This window comes from Sphingopyxis granuli, from assembly GCF_001559015.1.
Classification (GTDB): domain Bacteria; phylum Pseudomonadota; class Alphaproteobacteria; order Sphingomonadales; family Sphingomonadaceae; genus Sphingopyxis; species Sphingopyxis granuli.
The window spans coordinates 3,919,840-3,934,251 of sequence record NZ_CP012199.1 but is presented as its reverse complement, the minus strand read 5'-3'; the positions used below and the strand labels follow the sequence as shown (position 1 = coordinate 3,934,251).

The 14,412-nt window shown below is 65.5% G+C and carries 17 protein-coding genes; 11 read left to right on the top strand and 6 right to left on the bottom strand.

Going from position 1 to position 14,412, the window contains the following annotated elements; genetic code table 11:
- The first annotated feature begins 42 nt into the window (after window positions 1–42).
- The 10 genes from SGRAN_RS22695 (at window position 43) to SGRAN_RS17995 (ending at window position 3,658) form a co-directional block, all read left to right on the top strand.
- Entirely contained in the window at window positions 43–213 is a 171-nt protein-coding gene (locus tag SGRAN_RS22695) for a hypothetical protein (protein WP_156482980.1), read from the top strand.
- Between the two features lie 106 nt (window positions 214–319).
- Window positions 320–982, top strand: a complete 663-nt coding sequence (gene pspA, locus SGRAN_RS18035; RefSeq protein WP_067106372.1) for a phage shock protein PspA — start codon at window positions 320–322, stop codon at window positions 980–982.
- 12 nt (window positions 983–994) lie between these two features.
- On the top strand, window positions 995–1,270 hold the full coding sequence (pspB, locus tag SGRAN_RS18030; protein WP_067185932.1) for an envelope stress response membrane protein PspB: 276 nt from the start codon (window positions 995–997) through the stop codon (window positions 1,268–1,270).
- Between the two features lies 1 nt (window position 1,271).
- Window positions 1,272–1,652 (top strand): envelope stress response membrane protein PspC, encoded by a 381-nt coding sequence (gene pspC / locus SGRAN_RS18025; RefSeq protein WP_067106375.1) that lies wholly within the window; start codon window positions 1,272–1,274, stop codon window positions 1,650–1,652.
- Window positions 1,653–1,680: 28 nt separating this feature from the next.
- Entirely contained in the window at window positions 1,681–1,980 is a 300-nt protein-coding gene (locus SGRAN_RS18020) for a hypothetical protein (protein ID WP_067185930.1), read from the top strand.
- Between the two features lie 11 nt (window positions 1,981–1,991).
- Complete coding sequence (locus tag SGRAN_RS18015) at window positions 1,992–2,312, top strand: hypothetical protein (protein ID WP_067106379.1); 321 nt, start codon at window positions 1,992–1,994, stop codon at window positions 2,310–2,312.
- Window positions 2,313–2,322: 10 nt separating this feature from the next.
- A complete protein-coding gene (locus tag SGRAN_RS18010) occupies window positions 2,323–2,571 on the top strand; it encodes a hypothetical protein (protein WP_067185928.1) in 249 nt (82 codons plus the stop codon).
- Window positions 2,572–2,616: 45 nt separating this feature from the next.
- Entirely contained in the window at window positions 2,617–2,880 is a 264-nt protein-coding gene (locus SGRAN_RS18005; RefSeq protein WP_067185923.1) for a hypothetical protein, read from the top strand.
- 26 nt (window positions 2,881–2,906) lie between these two features.
- Complete coding sequence (locus SGRAN_RS18000; protein ID WP_210434169.1) at window positions 2,907–3,161, top strand: hypothetical protein; 255 nt, start codon at window positions 2,907–2,909, stop codon at window positions 3,159–3,161.
- Window positions 3,162–3,247: 86 nt separating this feature from the next.
- The gene (locus SGRAN_RS17995; protein ID WP_067185921.1) at window positions 3,248–3,658 is read left to right on the top strand and encodes a SufE family protein; all 411 of its coding nucleotides are present in this window, start codon (window positions 3,248–3,250) and stop codon (window positions 3,656–3,658) included.
- A 91-nt stretch (window positions 3,659–3,749) separates the two neighbouring features.
- Here SGRAN_RS17995 and SGRAN_RS17990 read toward each other — a convergent pair whose 3' ends face one another.
- The 3 genes from SGRAN_RS17990 to SGRAN_RS17980 form a co-directional block, all read right to left on the bottom strand.
- A complete protein-coding gene (locus tag SGRAN_RS17990) occupies window positions 3,750–6,956 on the bottom strand; it encodes a TonB-dependent receptor (RefSeq protein ID WP_067185919.1) in 3,207 nt (1,068 codons plus the stop codon).
- A gap of 270 nt (window positions 6,957–7,226) precedes the next feature.
- Window positions 7,227–8,495 carry an ATP-dependent Clp protease ATP-binding subunit ClpX gene (gene clpX / locus SGRAN_RS17985; RefSeq protein WP_067106387.1) on the bottom strand — a complete coding sequence of 423 codons (1,269 nt, stop codon included), beginning with the start codon at window positions 8,493–8,495 and terminating at the stop codon, window positions 7,227–7,229.
- 215 nt (window positions 8,496–8,710) lie between these two features.
- Window positions 8,711–9,361 carry an ATP-dependent Clp protease proteolytic subunit gene (locus SGRAN_RS17980; RefSeq protein ID WP_067185917.1) on the bottom strand — a complete coding sequence of 217 codons (651 nt, stop codon included), beginning with the start codon at window positions 9,359–9,361 and terminating at the stop codon, window positions 8,711–8,713.
- A gap of 653 nt (window positions 9,362–10,014) precedes the next feature.
- On the opposite strand from SGRAN_RS17980, the gene SGRAN_RS17975 reads away from it, so the two are divergent.
- Complete coding sequence (locus tag SGRAN_RS17975) at window positions 10,015–10,479, top strand: hypothetical protein (RefSeq protein ID WP_067185915.1); 465 nt, start codon at window positions 10,015–10,017, stop codon at window positions 10,477–10,479.
- A gap of 155 nt (window positions 10,480–10,634) precedes the next feature.
- On the opposite strand, the gene fdxA is transcribed toward SGRAN_RS17975, so the two are convergent.
- The 3 genes from fdxA to SGRAN_RS17960 all read right to left on the bottom strand — a co-directional run bounded on the left by fdxA (window position 10,635) and on the right by SGRAN_RS17960 (window position 14,216).
- A complete protein-coding gene (fdxA, locus tag SGRAN_RS17970) occupies window positions 10,635–10,973 on the bottom strand; it encodes a ferredoxin FdxA (RefSeq protein WP_067106391.1) in 339 nt (112 codons plus the stop codon).
- Window positions 10,974–11,136: 163 nt separating this feature from the next.
- Entirely contained in the window at window positions 11,137–11,436 is a 300-nt protein-coding gene (locus SGRAN_RS17965; RefSeq protein WP_067106393.1) for an RNA-binding S4 domain-containing protein, read from the bottom strand.
- Window positions 11,436–14,216 (bottom strand): helicase-related protein, encoded by a 2,781-nt coding sequence (locus SGRAN_RS17960; protein ID WP_067185914.1) that lies wholly within the window; start codon window positions 14,214–14,216, stop codon window positions 11,436–11,438. The genes SGRAN_RS17965 and SGRAN_RS17960 overlap by 1 nt, the downstream gene beginning before the upstream one ends.
- Window positions 14,217–14,412 lie beyond the last annotated feature (196 nt).

Below are 14,412 nucleotides of genomic sequence, written 5' to 3'. Positions count from 1 at the left end.
GCGCATGTCGTGCCGGAGCAGCAGAATGAGGAAGTTCGATCCATGAAGACGACCCTTGCCCAGGCCGCTACCTTCGCGTTCAGCGCGGTCGGTGCGCTGGCCATTCTCGTCGGCGTGCTCGACCAGCCTCGGATCGCCGCCAGCGCCGCCGGAACCCCGACCGCGATGCTGGCGGCGGCTGCATCGACCCCGACGGTCGGCCGCATGGCCTGACCGGCTCTGGTGCCGGGGCTCTCTCCCCCCTTGCCCCGCCCCGGCACCAGCATTCAAAAAGGGCCCTGCCAAGGGCTCGGACGTGTTTCGACAGGAGTGTAGTAAAATGGGTATTTTCTCACGGACCCGCGACATCATCGCCGCCAACGTCACCGATCTGCTCGACCGGGCGGAGGATCCCGAAAAGATGATCCGCCAGATCATCTTCGAGATGAACGAGACGCTGGTCGAGGTTCGCGCCTCTGCGGCCCGCACCATCGCGGACCAGAAGGAAATGCGCCGCCATATCGCCAAGCTCGAGAGCCTCCAGGACAGCTGGAAGGAAAAGGCTGAACTTGCGCTGTCGAAGGACCGCGAGGACCTCGCCACCGCCGCGCTCGTCGAAAAGCAGAAGGCCGGCGACATGGCCGAACGGCTGAAGGGCGAGATCGCGGTGCTCGACGATGCGCTCAAGGGCTATGAAGCCGATATCGCCAAGCTCCAGAAGAAGCTGGGCGAGGCGCGGGCCCGCCAGTCGAGCGTCGTCAACCGCCTCGAAAGCGCGGAGAACCGCTATCGCCTGCGCGAGATGACCAATGGCGATCGCGTCCAGGACGCCTTCTCGCGCTTCGAGATCCTCGAACGCCGCGTCGACGAGGCCGAAGGCCGCGCCGAGGCGCTGGGTCTCGGCTACAAGAAGTCGCTCGACGAAGAGATCGCCGAACTGCAGGCCGCCGACAAGGTCGCCGACGAACTGGCCGCGCTCAAGGCGGCGCAGGGCAAGCAGTAAGGAGCCGGACCGATGGAAGAGATCATCATCGTCCCGATCGTCATCGGCACCCTCTTCCTCGGTCTGCCCTGGCTGATCCTCCACTACATCACGCGGTGGAAACAGGCCAAGACGCTGACCGGAGAGGATGAGCAGCTGCTCGACGAACTGTACGATACCGCGCGCCGGCTCGAGAATCGTCTGCATACCGTCGAACGGATCATCAGCGCCGACCATCCCGACTTCCGCCCCGCGGTTCGCAGCGACGAGGATCTGGCGCAGCTTGAAAACATGAGCAGGAGGAACTGAGATGTCTGCCAGCCGCACCAAATTCTATCTCGATAAACAGCATGCCAAGTGGAGCGGCGTGTGTGCGGGGATTGCGGACTATATCGGAATCGACGTTCTCTGGGTCCGCGTCGGCGCGGTGCTGCTGACGCTGATGGGCGGCTTCCCCTGGACGCTGATCGCCTACTGGCTGGTCGCCTGGATGGGAACGCCCAAGCCGCTCGCGCTCTATGGCTCGGCGGAGGAAGCGAAATTCTGGCAGGGCGTGCGCTCGAACCCCAGCGCCTCGACGCGCGACATCCGCTCGCGCTTCCGCGACATCGACCGCCGCCTCGCCGACATCGAACAATATTATACCAGTCACAACCGCCGCCTCGCCGACGAGATCGACGCACTGCGCTGAGCGGGACCGGGCAACAGGGAGACAGACCATGAGCTGGGGCGGACCCGCCTTCGTCATCGCGATCATCGGCCTTTCGATCGCCGGATGGATGTTCACCACCTGGGTGCGTGCGAGGCACGGCTATCCGATCGAGAATGAATGGGGCGGCACGGTTCATCGAACCGACCCCCACGCTGATCGAAAAATCGCGCTGCTGACGGACGACAATGCCAAGCTTTCGGCCCAGATCACGCGGCTGGAGGAACGGGTGTCGGTGCTCGAACGCATCGCCACCGACGCGAACGGCCGCGCGGCGCAGCTCGCCGAGCAGATCGACCGGCTGCGCTGAGGAGAGGAATTATGGACAAACTCGGTATCATCAACGCCATCGGCCCGATCCTCGCGATCATCGGCGTCGCAGGTATCGCCGGCTGGGTCGTCACCACCTGGATGCGGATCAAGAACGGCTATCCGCTCGACGGCGCCTGGGGACAGGCGGTCTATCCCAAGACCGGCGACGAGGCGATGGAGCGCATCAAGCTGCTGAGCCAGGAAAACGCCCAGCTCCGCGCCGAGCTCGGCTCGCTCAAGGACCGGCTCGCAGTGGTCGAGCGGATCGTCACCGACGAAGGCCACCGGCTGAGCCACGAGATCGAGGCGCTGCGGCGCCCGGCGAACTGAGGAGGCGGACATGGAAGATATGGTCTATGCGCTGATCCCGCTCGCGCCGTTCATCGTCGGTGGTCTGTTCATCTGGACCAAGCACCAGCAGAAGATGATCGAGAAACAGTCGGAGATGACGGCCGAAAAGGCGGCGCAATATGCCGCGCAGACCGAACGGCTGGAGGCGCGGGTGCGCGTCCTCGAACGGATCGTCACCGACCGGGGCATCGATGTCGCCCAGGAAATCGACAAGCTGCGCGATGCGCCCCTGAATTGACGACCGGACTGACAACCGGACCGACAGGCGAAAGGAATCTCCCCCATGAACCCCTTTGAAATGGTGATCGGCATCGTTCTGATCGTGACCATCGGCAGCATCCTCCGCGCGAAATATGGCGTGCGCCGTGATTCCCATGGATCCGAATATATCGCTGCCGGCAACGATGCCGAAACCAGGGCGCTCCAGGCCGAGATCCGCCAGCTCAAGGAGCGGATCCAGGTCCTCGAACGCATCGCCACCGACACCAACCGCGCCGCCAGCCTCGACGAGGAGATCGAGAAGCTGCGCGACCGTTCGCATCCCTGAACGGGACGAAGAGAAGGAGCCGAACCATGGCCACCATTGCTTCCGATCTCGCCGCCAACCTCGTGACCGCGGCCGTTGCCCTGACCGCGCTCGGCATCGTCAGTCTCGCGGCGCTGCGCGGCTGGCGCGACTGGATCGAACTCAAGCGCGAGGAGCTTGCCGCCGGCCGGTCGGCGGCGCACGATCCCGCCGTGCCGCACGCCGGCTCGCGGATCGAGATCGCCGACCTTAAGGAACGGCTGCGCAAGCTCGAGGCGATCGCCGCGGGGGTCGACCTGTAAAAGGAAAGGTCGTCCCCGCGCAGGCGGGGGCGGCAAAAGGGGGCGGGGCCCTTCCATCCGCACCCCGAATCTGTCACTGGCGCACCATGCGCAGCCTTGACGACATTTTCGAAGAATATGATTTCCTCGACAGCGACGACCGCTATCGCCTGCTGATCGACCTCGGCCGTACCCTCGAGGCGATGCCCGATGCACTCAAGACCGATGCGACGCTGGTGCGCGGGTGCAGCGCGAGCGTCTGGGTCTATCCGGTGCCGCGCGATGACGGACGGCTGCATTTCCTCGCAGACAGCAACGCGGCGATCACCAAGGGGATCGTAGCGCTCGTCCTCGCCGCGGTGCAAGACCGGCCGGCCGCCGAGGTCGCGGCGATGGACATCGCGGGCCGTCTCGCCCCCTTCGACCTGACGCGCCAGCTTTCGTCGAACCGCACCCAGGGCGTCCCCAACATGATCGCGCTGGTCGCCGACACCGCCCGCCGCATAGCGACCGATTGACCGGTCTTCCGACGAAATTTTCCATTCTGCAAAGAAAACGGCGCGAGAGTTCCCTCCCGCGCCGCATTCTTACTCCGTTCGAGGCGAAGGATCAGAAGTTGACCTTCACGCCGACGCGGACGCCATAGAGCGACTGGCGCGTGACCAGCGTCGTGTTGGGCGCTTCCACCTCGCTATAGAGATATTTGGCGCAGGCGTTGGCGCCATCCGTGATGCAGCTCACCTCGACCAGAGACGCCGCATAGGGGAAGGCCACCTGGCGCAGCGCGCCCCAGTCGCTGTCGATCAGGTTCAGCACATTTTCGACATCGGCGAACAGCTTGAACTTGGCGTTGCCGACCAGGGCCGGGATTTCCTGGCTCACATGCAGGTCGACCTTGAAGAAATCGGGCGAACGCTGGCTGTTCTTCGGCACGATTCGTCCCCGATATTTTTCAAGGCCCAATGCCGAAACCAGCGCGTTGAAATTCGCCTCGCTCGCCGGCGTGTCGAAGTCGACCTTGCTGTTGTCGTTCAGGTTGGGAACATACAGCGCCATGCTGCCCAGATTGCCGACGGTGCCGAACACCGCGCCGCGGCCGCCGCTGTTGTCGAGCATCGTCACGCTGTACGGACGGCCCGTGCGATATTCGCCGAACAGGCTGAAGCGCGTTTCATTGTCGCCGAAGAATTCGCGCTTGAAGTCGAAGCCGAATTTCCACTGGTTACGGAACTCGTAGAGCGATCGGCCATAAGCGGCGAAGTTCGGGTCGACGAAGATGTTGTTGCCATAGTTCGACGACGAGGTCGACGAGGTCATCGCCGCGACATCCTTGACGTTCGAATAGGTATAGCTGCCGTCGATCGACAGGCCGAAATCCCAGCTCTTGGCAAAGCGGGCCGTGGCGAAATAACCGCGCCCCTTCTTGCTGTTGGTCAGTTGCAGGTCGCGGTTCGTCGTCGCGCTGCCGCCAAAGGGACCATAGGCCGGGCGCCCGTCGGGCAGAACCGCTCCGGTCGGAACCGAACGCAGGTCGGTCCACTGATAGCCGTAGATGTTCTTGTCGTACAGGAACTGGGCGCCGAACAGCCAGCCATCGCCCAGCGTGCCGAGGTCGGCTTCATAATCGACCTGCAGTGAGGTCTTGAGCTTTCGGGCCAGCTTCAGATTCGGATCGATATTGTCGGTCGGCGCGGCGGCCAGCGATCCGATGTTGGTGGCGAGATAGTCCTTCACGCTTTGCGTGATCGCGCCGCTGGTGATGCCCGTCAGGGCGTCGCACGTGGCCGATGTCGCGCAATTGGAAGGTCGGATGTCGATCGAGTTGGTCAACTGTCCGGTATTGGAGAAAACGTTGGAGAGATAAACGTCGGGGGTGCCGCCGGCAAAAATGCCGACGCCGCCGCGAACGATCAGGCGGTCCGACGGTTTCCAGTTGAAGCCGACACGCGGCTGCACGACGCTGCGCCCGTTGAACGTCTCGCGATTGTGATATCCGTAGCGGGCGAGGAAGTTCGGATTGAGTGGCGGACGCGCATCATTGCCGAACAGATCATAGCGCACACCTGCCGACAGCGTCAGATCGGGCGTGATCTGCCAGTCGTCCTGCAGGCCGATCGTGTAGTTCTGCGTGCCGAACTGGGCCGCTGCGTCGTCCGGATCGAGGCTGGGAACCGCGTTGCCGTAGCGCAGCCGCGACACATTGCCGGCCAGGAAGTCGGCGATGCTGTCGAAATAGAAATGACCGAGCGAACGCTGAAGGAACAGGTTGAATACCGTGACGTCGGTATAGCCTGCGAGGAAACGGAGCGCATGATCGCCCGCATCGAGCCGAGCGGTGAAGTCGACCGACAGATTTTCGGTGTTCAGCGCATTGGAATGACGGCTGATATCGGGTCCGAACACCAAGCTGGTGCCGGTGCAGCTCGTCGACGACGATCCGCCCGAAACGGCGTCGGTGCAGACGTCGAACTGCGGGAAATCACGACTGCCGAACGGCGTCTGCGACCGGTTGTAGTCCCGGTAGGAAACGCGCACCTGGGTCGAGAACCGGCTCGACCAGTTCGAGTTCAGTTCGAAGATGCCGGTGTTGACTTCTTCGCCCAGTTCATAGCCGTTCGACTGGAAGCCCAGCGAATAGGGCGGATTGGTAAAGGTGTTCTGCTGCGACTGCTGGGTTCCGACATTGCGGATATAGGTCAGCGAGGCGCGGTGCTTGTCATTGATGTTCCAGTCGAGCTTGCCGATCAGCTTTTCGTCCGATTCGACCGCGTTGGGCGACAATCCCAGCGTGTCATAGCCGTAACGCGACTGCGCCGTCTGGCTGACCAGGTCGACAACCGCCTGCGTCAGGCCGGGAATCTGATTGGCAAAGCCGGGCCCGAAACCATCGTCGAACGGGTCGCTTTCCTTGGTCCGTTCATAGGCAAGCATGAAGAACAGCTTGTCCTTGATGATCGGCCCGCTCAGATAACCGCCATATTGCTTGCTGTCGAAATCGAGCGTGACGTTGTTGCCGCGGCTGCGGCTGCCGGTGAGGTTGTCGTCGGTGTAGGAGAAGAAGGCTCCGCCATGGAACCGATTGCCGCCGGACCGCAGCACGACGTTGACGGCGCCGCCCTGGAAATCGCCCTCGGCGATGTCGTAAGGGGCAACCTTGACCGAGAACTGCTCGATCGCGTCGAAGGGGACGGGGCCGCGCGCGGTCGGCAGACCGCCGTTGTTGAGACCGAAGTCGTCGCTGAACTGCACACCATCGACCGAGAAACGGTTGAGACGACCATTGTTGCCCGCAACCTCGATCGCGCGGCTGTTGGTCAGGTCGAGGCTGACGAGCGGATCACGACGCGCGAGGTCGCGGATATCGCGGTTGAGCGATGCCGCACCTTCGATCGCCGTGCGGTCGAGCGCCGTGACCGGGCCGTTCGAGGTCGCGACAGTTCCGCGCAGCGCGGACGCCGTGACGACGATCGCTTCTTCCTGCATTTCGATCGGCAGGCGGAACGGCTGTCCGGCCTCGAGGAACAGGTCGGTGACCTGGACCGGTTCGAAGCCGCCGGCCGAAATCTCGACCGTGAAGGGGCCGCCGACGCGAAGGCCGTTGGCGGAGAAATTGCCGCTGCCATCGGTGGTGGTGCGCTGTGTCGTCCCCGACGGAACGTGCGTCACCGTCACATCGGCGCCGGCAACCGGGCCCGTAGCCGACACCACGGTGCCGCGGACCGCAGATGTCGTTTGCTGGGCCTGGGCGGGTGCCGCGATTACGGTGGCCGCGCTGATGGCCATCAGGCTTGCGGCGATCGAATAGCGAAGTTTCATGTCAGGACGTCCCCTAGTTGGTAGCTGCGGCAGGCGCGCAATATGGGGCGCGCCGAACCTGCGAGCGCCCCTGAAGCCCGCATGTGGCACGATTGTGACAGCGAATGTGACAGCGCAAGCGGACAGCGGCGAACTGTCGGAAGCGGTCAGGGAAAAGGCCGGTTTTCCGTCACCGCGCCCGATCGGCGATCAGGCGCGGCGGCATTTTTTCCGGCAACTGTTGCTGCAATGCAACATGGTTTCGCGGTGCAACCAGTTGGTCGCCGCGACTCAGGCGGCGTCGCCGGCTTCCTTCGCCTTGTCGGCGTAGACGCGGACCGGCTGCTTGCGGCCCTCGACGACATCCTTGTCGACGACGATCTCGACCACGTCGGTCAGATCGGGCAGGTCGAACATCGTGTCGAGCAGGATCGCCTCGACGATCGAGCGCAGCCCGCGTGCGCCCGTCTTGCGCTCGATCGCCTTCTTCGCGATCGCGACGAGCGCGTCGTCGGTGAAGGTCAGGCCGACCTCCTCCAGGTCGAACAGCTTCTTGTACTGCTTGACCAGCGCGTTCTTGGGCTCGCCGAGAATCTTGACCAGCGCATCGACGTCGAGGTCCTCGAGCGTCGCGATGACCGGCAGGCGGCCGACGAATTCGGGGATCAGGCCGAACTTGAGGAGGTCGGCCGGCTCGATCTGCTTGAGCACCTCGCCCGCGCGGCGTTCGTCGGGCCCCGCGACATGCGCGCCGAAACCGATCGACTTGCCCTGCAGGCGGTCGCCGATGATCTTTTCGAGGCCGGCGAAGGCGCCGCCCGCGATGAACAGGATGTTGGTCGTGTCGACCTGCAGGAATTCCTGCTGCGGATGCTTGCGGCCGCCCTGCGGCGGAACGCTCGCGGTCGTGCCTTCCATCAGCTTGAGCAGCGCCTGCTGCACGCCCTCGCCCGACACGTCGCGGGTGATCGACGGATTTTCGGCCTTGCGGCTGATCTTGTCGATCTCGTCGATATAGACGATGCCGCGCTGCGCCTTTTCGACGTTGTAGTCCGACGCCTGGAGCAGCTTCAGGATGATGTTCTCGACATCCTCGCCGACATAGCCCGCCTCGGTCAGCGTCGTCGCGTCGGCCATGGTGAAGGGCACGTCGAGGAAGCGCGCGAGCGTCTGCGCGAGCAGCGTCTTGCCGCTGCCGGTCGGGCCGACGAGCAGGATGTTCGACTTCGCCAGTTCGACATCGTCGCCGCGGCCGCTGTTCGCGAGGCGCTTGTAATGGTTGTGCACCGCGACCGACAGCACGCGCTTGGCCGTGTTCTGGCCGATGACATAATTGTCGAGATGCTGGCAAATCTCCAGCGGCGTCGGCACCGCGCCGTCCTTGCGCGCGGCGACTCCGCCCTTGATCTCCTCGCGGATGATGTCGTTGCACAGTTCGACGCATTCGTCGCAGATGAACACCGTGGGGCCGGCGATCAGCTTGCGGACTTCATGCTGCGACTTGCCGCAGAAGGAGCAGTAGAGAGTGCTCTTGCTGTCCGAGCCGCTCAATTTGGTCATAAAACTTCCTCTGGCGGGCGCAAAAGGCGCGCTGCCGTCCTTATCCTAGCCCGCGGCCACCCAATTACAATATGGCAATTGGGTGACGCGGGTTCAATGTTCCGCCTAGCGCCCCGGCGCCAAGCGGGCGTCAAGAAATGCGGTTACCGGAATGTCACTCTCTTCGTCGTGCCGGATCGAGTCCGGGGTGGCGAAGGGATGGATCAGGCTCCGGATCAGGGCGTCGGCCCTTCGCTCACATCCTTCGCCGCCTCGTCGCCGGGCATCGTCGGGCGGCGGTCGTAGACATGGTCGACGAGCCCGAACGCCTTCGCTTCCTCGGCCTCGAGGAAGGTGTCGCGGTCCATCGCCTTCTCGATGTCCTTGAGCGGCTTGCCAGTATATTGCGAGTAGAGGTCGTTCATCCGCTTGCGGATGCGCAGGATTTCCTTGGCCTGAATCTCGATGTCCGATGCCATGCCGCGCGCGCCGCCTGACGGCTGGTGGACCATGATGCGCGCGTTCGACAGCGCGACGCGCATGCCCGGTTCACCCGCGGCGAGCAGGAAGCTGCCCATCGACGCCGCCTGGCCGATGCACACGGTGCCGACGCGCGGGCGGATATATTGCATCGTGTCGTGGATCGCCATGCCCGCCGTGACGACTCCGCCGGGCGAGTTGATGTACATGAAGATGTCCTTCTTCGGATTTTCCGATTCGAGGAACAGCAACTGGGCGACGATCAGCGAGGCCATATTGTCCTCGACCTCGCCGGTGACGAAGACGATCCGTTCGCGCAGCAGGCGGGAGAAGATGTCGAAGCTGCGTTCGCCGCGGCTCGTCTGTTCGACGACGACGGGAACAAGGGCGGCGAGCGGGTCGATCATGCGAATCTATCCTATGTTTCCGGGATGCCGCGCCGAGGACCGGCGGGCTGGCCCCTCCGCGTCCCTACATCGGCGGCAAGGCGAAGGGTTTCAAGAGGGCAATGTCGGGGCTCTCTTTTTGGCGCACTCGGTCCTCAAAGCCACAAAAGCCCCGCATGCGTGCGTCGAATTTGTGTCCTTTGCGGCTTTAAGCCGGCTGCGCGCGCCGGACAAGATCGGCAACCGCCGATTCGCGAACCCGGCCGGAGACCGGCACGGCAGAGCTTTGTAGGACAAAGGTTTGCCTGGCTTGCCAAGCCCAGCAAATGGGAGCCACCCATCCTGTCCGTCCCTGTTCCCCGGCGAAAGCCGGGGTCCAGATGGCACAGCGCTGCCTCGCATGGTCCCCGGCTTTCGCCGGGGAACGGTTACCTGTCGAAAAGGGATCATTGCCAACTTGTTTCAGGGCCCATGGTCTGCCCTTGCATGGAGGCTCCGTGCAGAAGGATGAGGCGGGGCCATCGATGCTGAACCGAGTTCAGCATGACAAAGCGGGAGAGCGGCGTGCTCCAACCTAGGCCGCGTGGACAAATTCCTCTGTCTGAAAGCGACCGGCTGTGGACATTCGCTCTGCGCCTCATAAGGCTAAGTCGGCAGCATAGAGGAAAAGAGTGATGCAGCGGAAGCTTGCCGCCCAGCTCGCAATTCAGAGCGGATTAGAGGTGGTCTCGTTCGAGCATTTTGACTGCCTCGTCTTCGAGCGCGGCGAAACGTTGAAGATGTTTTCTCCCCGGTCGAGCAGAATGCTCGGAGCAAGCACGCAGAAACGCAGAGTCGAAGGTGACCTGATTGTGGTTTTCGAGGAAGATCTCGAGCGTCTGCGTCCGCCATCAAAGCGGTTCAAATTTGGCGGCCTTGTGACCTTCATGCCAACGGCGAACTTTCCGTCGACCATCACCGGATCGGAAATCATCGAGGGCGAGGTCGACCGGAACTTTTTTGGGAAGATACGCGACCTTCTGAATGCACTTCCCGATAGTAAGTCAGAATGGATTTCTAAATTCGGAGAAGATTTTTTCTCCCGCACCCCGACCGACCGCTGCATTGACACGGTTAGATACCTGAGATCCCGTGAATGATTTCAGATGTCTGCTTACCACCCCAAATCAGGCATTCTGGCGAAGCTTGAATTTGTCCACGCGGCCCAAGACGAACGAATTTCTGCAATCGACATGATTCCCAAAAGAAAGGGGGCGGGAATGGCCCGCCCCGTTTCGTTCGCTTCGATTGCGAATCAGTCGCCTTCGCCGGGCTCGGGCGAGAAGAATTTGTCGAACTTGCCGTCGACGCCCTTCCATTCGTCGGCGTCGGCGGGGCTTTCCTTCTTGGTCGTGATGTTCGGCCAGTCGGCGCTGAACTTGGCGTTGAGCTCCAGCCACTGTTCGAGGCCGTTTTCGGTGTCGGGCAGGATCGCCTCGGCCGGGCATTCGGGCTCGCAGACGCCGCAGTCGATGCACTCGTTCGGGTTGATGACGAGCATGTTCTCGCCCTCATAGAAACAGTCGACCGGACAGACCTCGACGCAATCCATGTATTTGCAACGGATGCAAGCGTCGGTGACGACGTAGGTCATGGGTAACGACTCCCTTATCGCGGCGCGGCGCGCGCCGTTCGACTGCAACGATTCCTCGCCTCTATGCCGCGCGGCGGCGGCGCGTCAACGCCTGACGACAGTTGCGAATCACTCTCACTCGATCGGCGGCCGCGCGCGGTGCTTCCTGGGAGGCGCCGACCGTTCAACTCGCGGCGGACGAACCCCTGTCCTCCAGCCGGACATAGCAGGATTGCGCTTCGGGGGCCGGTCCGCGCCGCGACGGCACGGTCAGCAGCCGGATCACCTCGATCCGCTCGCCCACCGGCAGCACCAGCGTCGCGCCGGCATGGACGGCGGCCGAGGCGCGGGTGACGCGCCGGCCGTCGAGGCGGATATGCCCCGCCGCGACCATCGCCTGCGCGATGCTGCGCGAGCGGGCGAAGCGCAGATACCAGAGCAGCTTGTCGAGCCGGATGCTGCCCGCGGCGCCCGGACTCGCCATCAGTCCTTGCGCCCCTCGGCCAGCAGCGCGGCGAGGCCGGCGAAGGGGCTGTGCGGCGACGGGCCGCGCCGCGGCGCCCGCTCGGGGCGCGGGGCGCGCGGCGCTTCTTGCCCCGGTTTCGGGCGCTGCCCCTTCTTGGCGGGGCGGGGCGGTCGCCCCTTCGCGGCTTCGCCTGCCTGCTGCTGGGGGGCGCCCTTCCTCTCCGGCTTGCGGTGCTCCGGCTTGCGGCGCTGGCGCTTGTCGGCCCGTTTGAGTCCCGCCCAGCGCCAGCGCTGAAGCGCCGGGTCGCCGACGGGGCGGAAGCCGAAACTCTGGAGCAGCGCGCGCCGTGCCTCCTCGTCGAGGCCGAGCGAGGTGGCGAGCGCCGGGTCGATCGCAAACCCCGGCGGCAGCGCGGCGACGGCGCCTTCGCCATCGCCCTCTTCGCCCGCCTCCTGCTGCGCGGCGCGATGCGGATCGCCGCCCGCGACCGGCGCGCTCGGCGGCGTGGCGGCCTGCATCCGCGCGGCATGCGCCTGCCGCGCCAGCTTCTCGGCCATGTCGATGCGCAGCCAGCCCGAAGCGCAGCGGCGGAAGCCCGCGACCGCCAGCCCCGCTTCGTCGCCGCCCTTTTGCAGCACCGCGCCGTGCGGCGGCAGCGCAGGCATCGCCGTGCCCTGCTGCGCGGCGAGCAGCGCGGCGCGCCAGCGCACCGCCTCGGGCTTGAGGAGTTGCGGGTGGAACAGGTCGAGCGACCCGATGGTGAGGCCGAGGCGGCGGAGCAGCGGCCGCTCGTCCGCGGTCATCGCCGTGAGCTGGTCCTCGACCGCGGCGCGCGGCACCGTGCCGCCGCCGTCGACCAGCGCCGCGAGCAGCGCGCGCACCCGCGGCGGGGTGAAGAGGTCGCCCGCCGCGGCGCCCATCGCGGCGAGCGGCGCGGCGTGGCGCGCGAGCTGTTCGGCGACGAAGCGCTGGAGCCGCTCGGCGATCGCCTGCACCTGCGGCGGATCGAGCCGGCGCAGCGCCGCATCGAGAAGGATCGCCGGCTGCACCAGCGTCGTTCCCCGCGCCAGCGTCGCGATGGTCTGGTCGTGCCATGCGAGGCGCGGCGGCGCGCCCGCTTCGCCGACCAGCGCCAGCGCGCCGCCGTCGCTCTCGGCCAGCGCCGCGGCGCGCCGCGCCAGTTCGCCGCGCAGATGCTTGTCCGCGGCGGCGAGCAGCAGCCGGTGGTCGCTCGCGCGCGCGACGGGGTCGACCTTGAAGCTGAAGCCGTTCAGCGTTCCCAGCGCTTCGCCGTCGACCGCGACGGTGCCGTCGGCGCCGACCGCGACGGGCAGCGCGGCGTGGCGCTGGCCGGCGTCGCGGATCAGCAGCGCCAGCCGCCGGTCGACGAAGCGCTGCGTCAGCGCCGCGTGCAGCGCATCGGACAATCGCGATTCGAGCGCCTGCGTCTGCGCGGTCCACCCCGCCGCATCGGCGATCCAGTCGCCGCGCTGGGCGATGAAGCACAGCGTGCGCACCGCCGCGATGCGGCTTGCGAGCTGGTCGATGTCGCCCTCGGCATCGTCGAGCCGCGCGAGCCGGCGCGCGAACCAGTCGGGGTCGATCATGCCGTCGCCGCTGGTGCGCCACTGCCACAGGCGGAGCACGGTGCGGCTGTGATGCTCGGCGCCGAGCCGCTCGAAATCGGGCAGGCCGCAGACGTCCCACAATCGCTCGACCGCCTGCGGCTCGCCGCCGCGCGCCGCGACCTCGATATCGCCCGCCAGGTGCCGCAGCACGGCGAGGTCCACCGCTTCGGGCGCCGCGCGGAGCGCGGGGTGGGCAGGGGGCTGGGCGAGGTCGGCGAGCAGCCGGTCGAGCGTGTCGAAGCGCGGCTGCGGGTTGCGCCAGAACAGGCTCGACAGCGGCGGGAAATGATGCCCCTCGATCGCGGCGATTTCCTCGGGCGTCATGCCGCCCTGCGGCAGGCCGATGGTGCCGAAGCTGCCGTCCTGCTGGTGGCGTCCGGCGCGACCCGCGATCTGCGCCATCTCCGCGATGGTCAGGCGGCGCAGGCGGCGCCCGTCGAATTTCTGCAAGCTGGCGAAGGCGACGTGGCGCACGTCGAGGTTCAGCCCCATGCCGATCGCGTCGGTGGCGACCAGATAGTCGACCTCGCCCGCCTCGAACATCGCGACCTGCGCGTTGCGGGTGCGCGGGCTCAGCGCGCCCATCACCACCGCCGCGCCGCCCGCGAAGCGGCGCAGCATCTCGGCGATCGCATAGACCTCCTCGGCTGAGAAGGCGACGATCGCCGATCGCCTGGGAAGGCGCGACAGCTTCATCGCGCCGGCATAGCTGAGCGTCGAAAAACGCGGCCGCCCGACAATTTCGGCCTCGGGCACCAGTTCGCGGATCAGCGGGGTGAGGCTGGCCGAGCCGAGAATCATCGTCTCGTCGCGGCCGCGCGCGCGCAGCATCCGGTCGGTGAAGACGTGCCCGCGCTCGGGATCGGCGCCAAGCTGCGCCTCGTCGATCCCGACGAAGGCGACGTCGCGCTCGATCGGCAGCGCCTCCATCGTGCCGAGCACATAGCGCGCCTCGGGCGGCCAGATGCGTTCCTCGCCGGTGACCAGCGCGACCTCGGCCGGTCCCTTGATCGCGGCGACGCGGTCATAGACCTCGCGCGCGAGCAGGCGCAGCGGGAAGCCGATCATGCCGCTGACATGGGCGGTCAGGCGTTCGACCGCCAAATGGGTCTTGCCGGTGTTGGTGGGGCCAAGGACGGCCTTGACCATGGGGGAGGAGGTGAGAAGCATCGTCTTAGCGCCACGCTGGCATGGCGCGCGCGCGGGCGCAACCGCCGATCGCCGCGCGATGCGCGTCTCCCCTGCCTTTTCCGCCTGCGGGCACGCCACAGCCCGCCTCGGCCACGGCTCGCCGCAAGCCAAAAGCCGCGGGGAAGCCATTAAATTGACTTTAACGACCTTTGTTTACAGACGTTCGGTCCGACGA

Excerpts from the sequence above, each read along its gene's own strand:
- SGRAN_RS22695 (WP_156482980.1), top strand. The coding sequence starts at position 43 with ATGAAGACGACCCTTGCCCAGGCCGCTACCTTCGCGTTCAGCGCGGTC.
- pspA (WP_067106372.1), top strand. The coding sequence starts at position 320 with ATGGGTATTTTCTCACGGACCCGCGACATCATCGCCGCCAACGTCACC.
- pspB (WP_067185932.1), top strand. The coding sequence starts at position 995 with ATGGAAGAGATCATCATCGTCCCGATCGTCATCGGCACCCTCTTCCTC.
- pspC (WP_067106375.1), top strand. The coding sequence starts at position 1,272 with ATGTCTGCCAGCCGCACCAAATTCTATCTCGATAAACAGCATGCCAAG.
- SGRAN_RS18020 (WP_067185930.1), top strand. The coding sequence starts at position 1,681 with ATGAGCTGGGGCGGACCCGCCTTCGTCATCGCGATCATCGGCCTTTCG.
- SGRAN_RS18015 (WP_067106379.1), top strand. The coding sequence starts at position 1,992 with ATGGACAAACTCGGTATCATCAACGCCATCGGCCCGATCCTCGCGATC.
- SGRAN_RS18010 (WP_067185928.1), top strand. The coding sequence starts at position 2,323 with ATGGAAGATATGGTCTATGCGCTGATCCCGCTCGCGCCGTTCATCGTC.
- SGRAN_RS18005 (WP_067185923.1), top strand. The coding sequence starts at position 2,617 with ATGAACCCCTTTGAAATGGTGATCGGCATCGTTCTGATCGTGACCATC.
- SGRAN_RS18000 (WP_210434169.1), top strand. The coding sequence starts at position 2,907 with ATGGCCACCATTGCTTCCGATCTCGCCGCCAACCTCGTGACCGCGGCC.
- SGRAN_RS17995 (WP_067185921.1), top strand. The coding sequence starts at position 3,248 with ATGCGCAGCCTTGACGACATTTTCGAAGAATATGATTTCCTCGACAGC.
- SGRAN_RS17990 (WP_067185919.1), bottom strand. The coding sequence starts at position 6,956 with ATGAAACTTCGCTATTCGATCGCCGCAAGCCTGATGGCCATCAGCGCG.
- clpX (WP_067106387.1), bottom strand. The coding sequence starts at position 8,495 with ATGACCAAATTGAGCGGCTCGGACAGCAAGAGCACTCTCTACTGCTCC.
- SGRAN_RS17980 (WP_067185917.1), bottom strand. The coding sequence starts at position 9,361 with ATGATCGACCCGCTCGCCGCCCTTGTTCCCGTCGTCGTCGAACAGACG.
- SGRAN_RS17975 (WP_067185915.1), top strand. The coding sequence starts at position 10,015 with ATGCAGCGGAAGCTTGCCGCCCAGCTCGCAATTCAGAGCGGATTAGAG.
- fdxA (WP_067106391.1), bottom strand. The coding sequence starts at position 10,973 with ATGACCTACGTCGTCACCGACGCTTGCATCCGTTGCAAATACATGGAT.
- SGRAN_RS17965 (WP_067106393.1), bottom strand. The coding sequence starts at position 11,436 with ATGGCGAGTCCGGGCGCCGCGGGCAGCATCCGGCTCGACAAGCTGCTC.
- SGRAN_RS17960 (WP_067185914.1), bottom strand. The coding sequence starts at position 14,216 with ATGCTTCTCACCTCCTCCCCCATGGTCAAGGCCGTCCTTGGCCCCACC.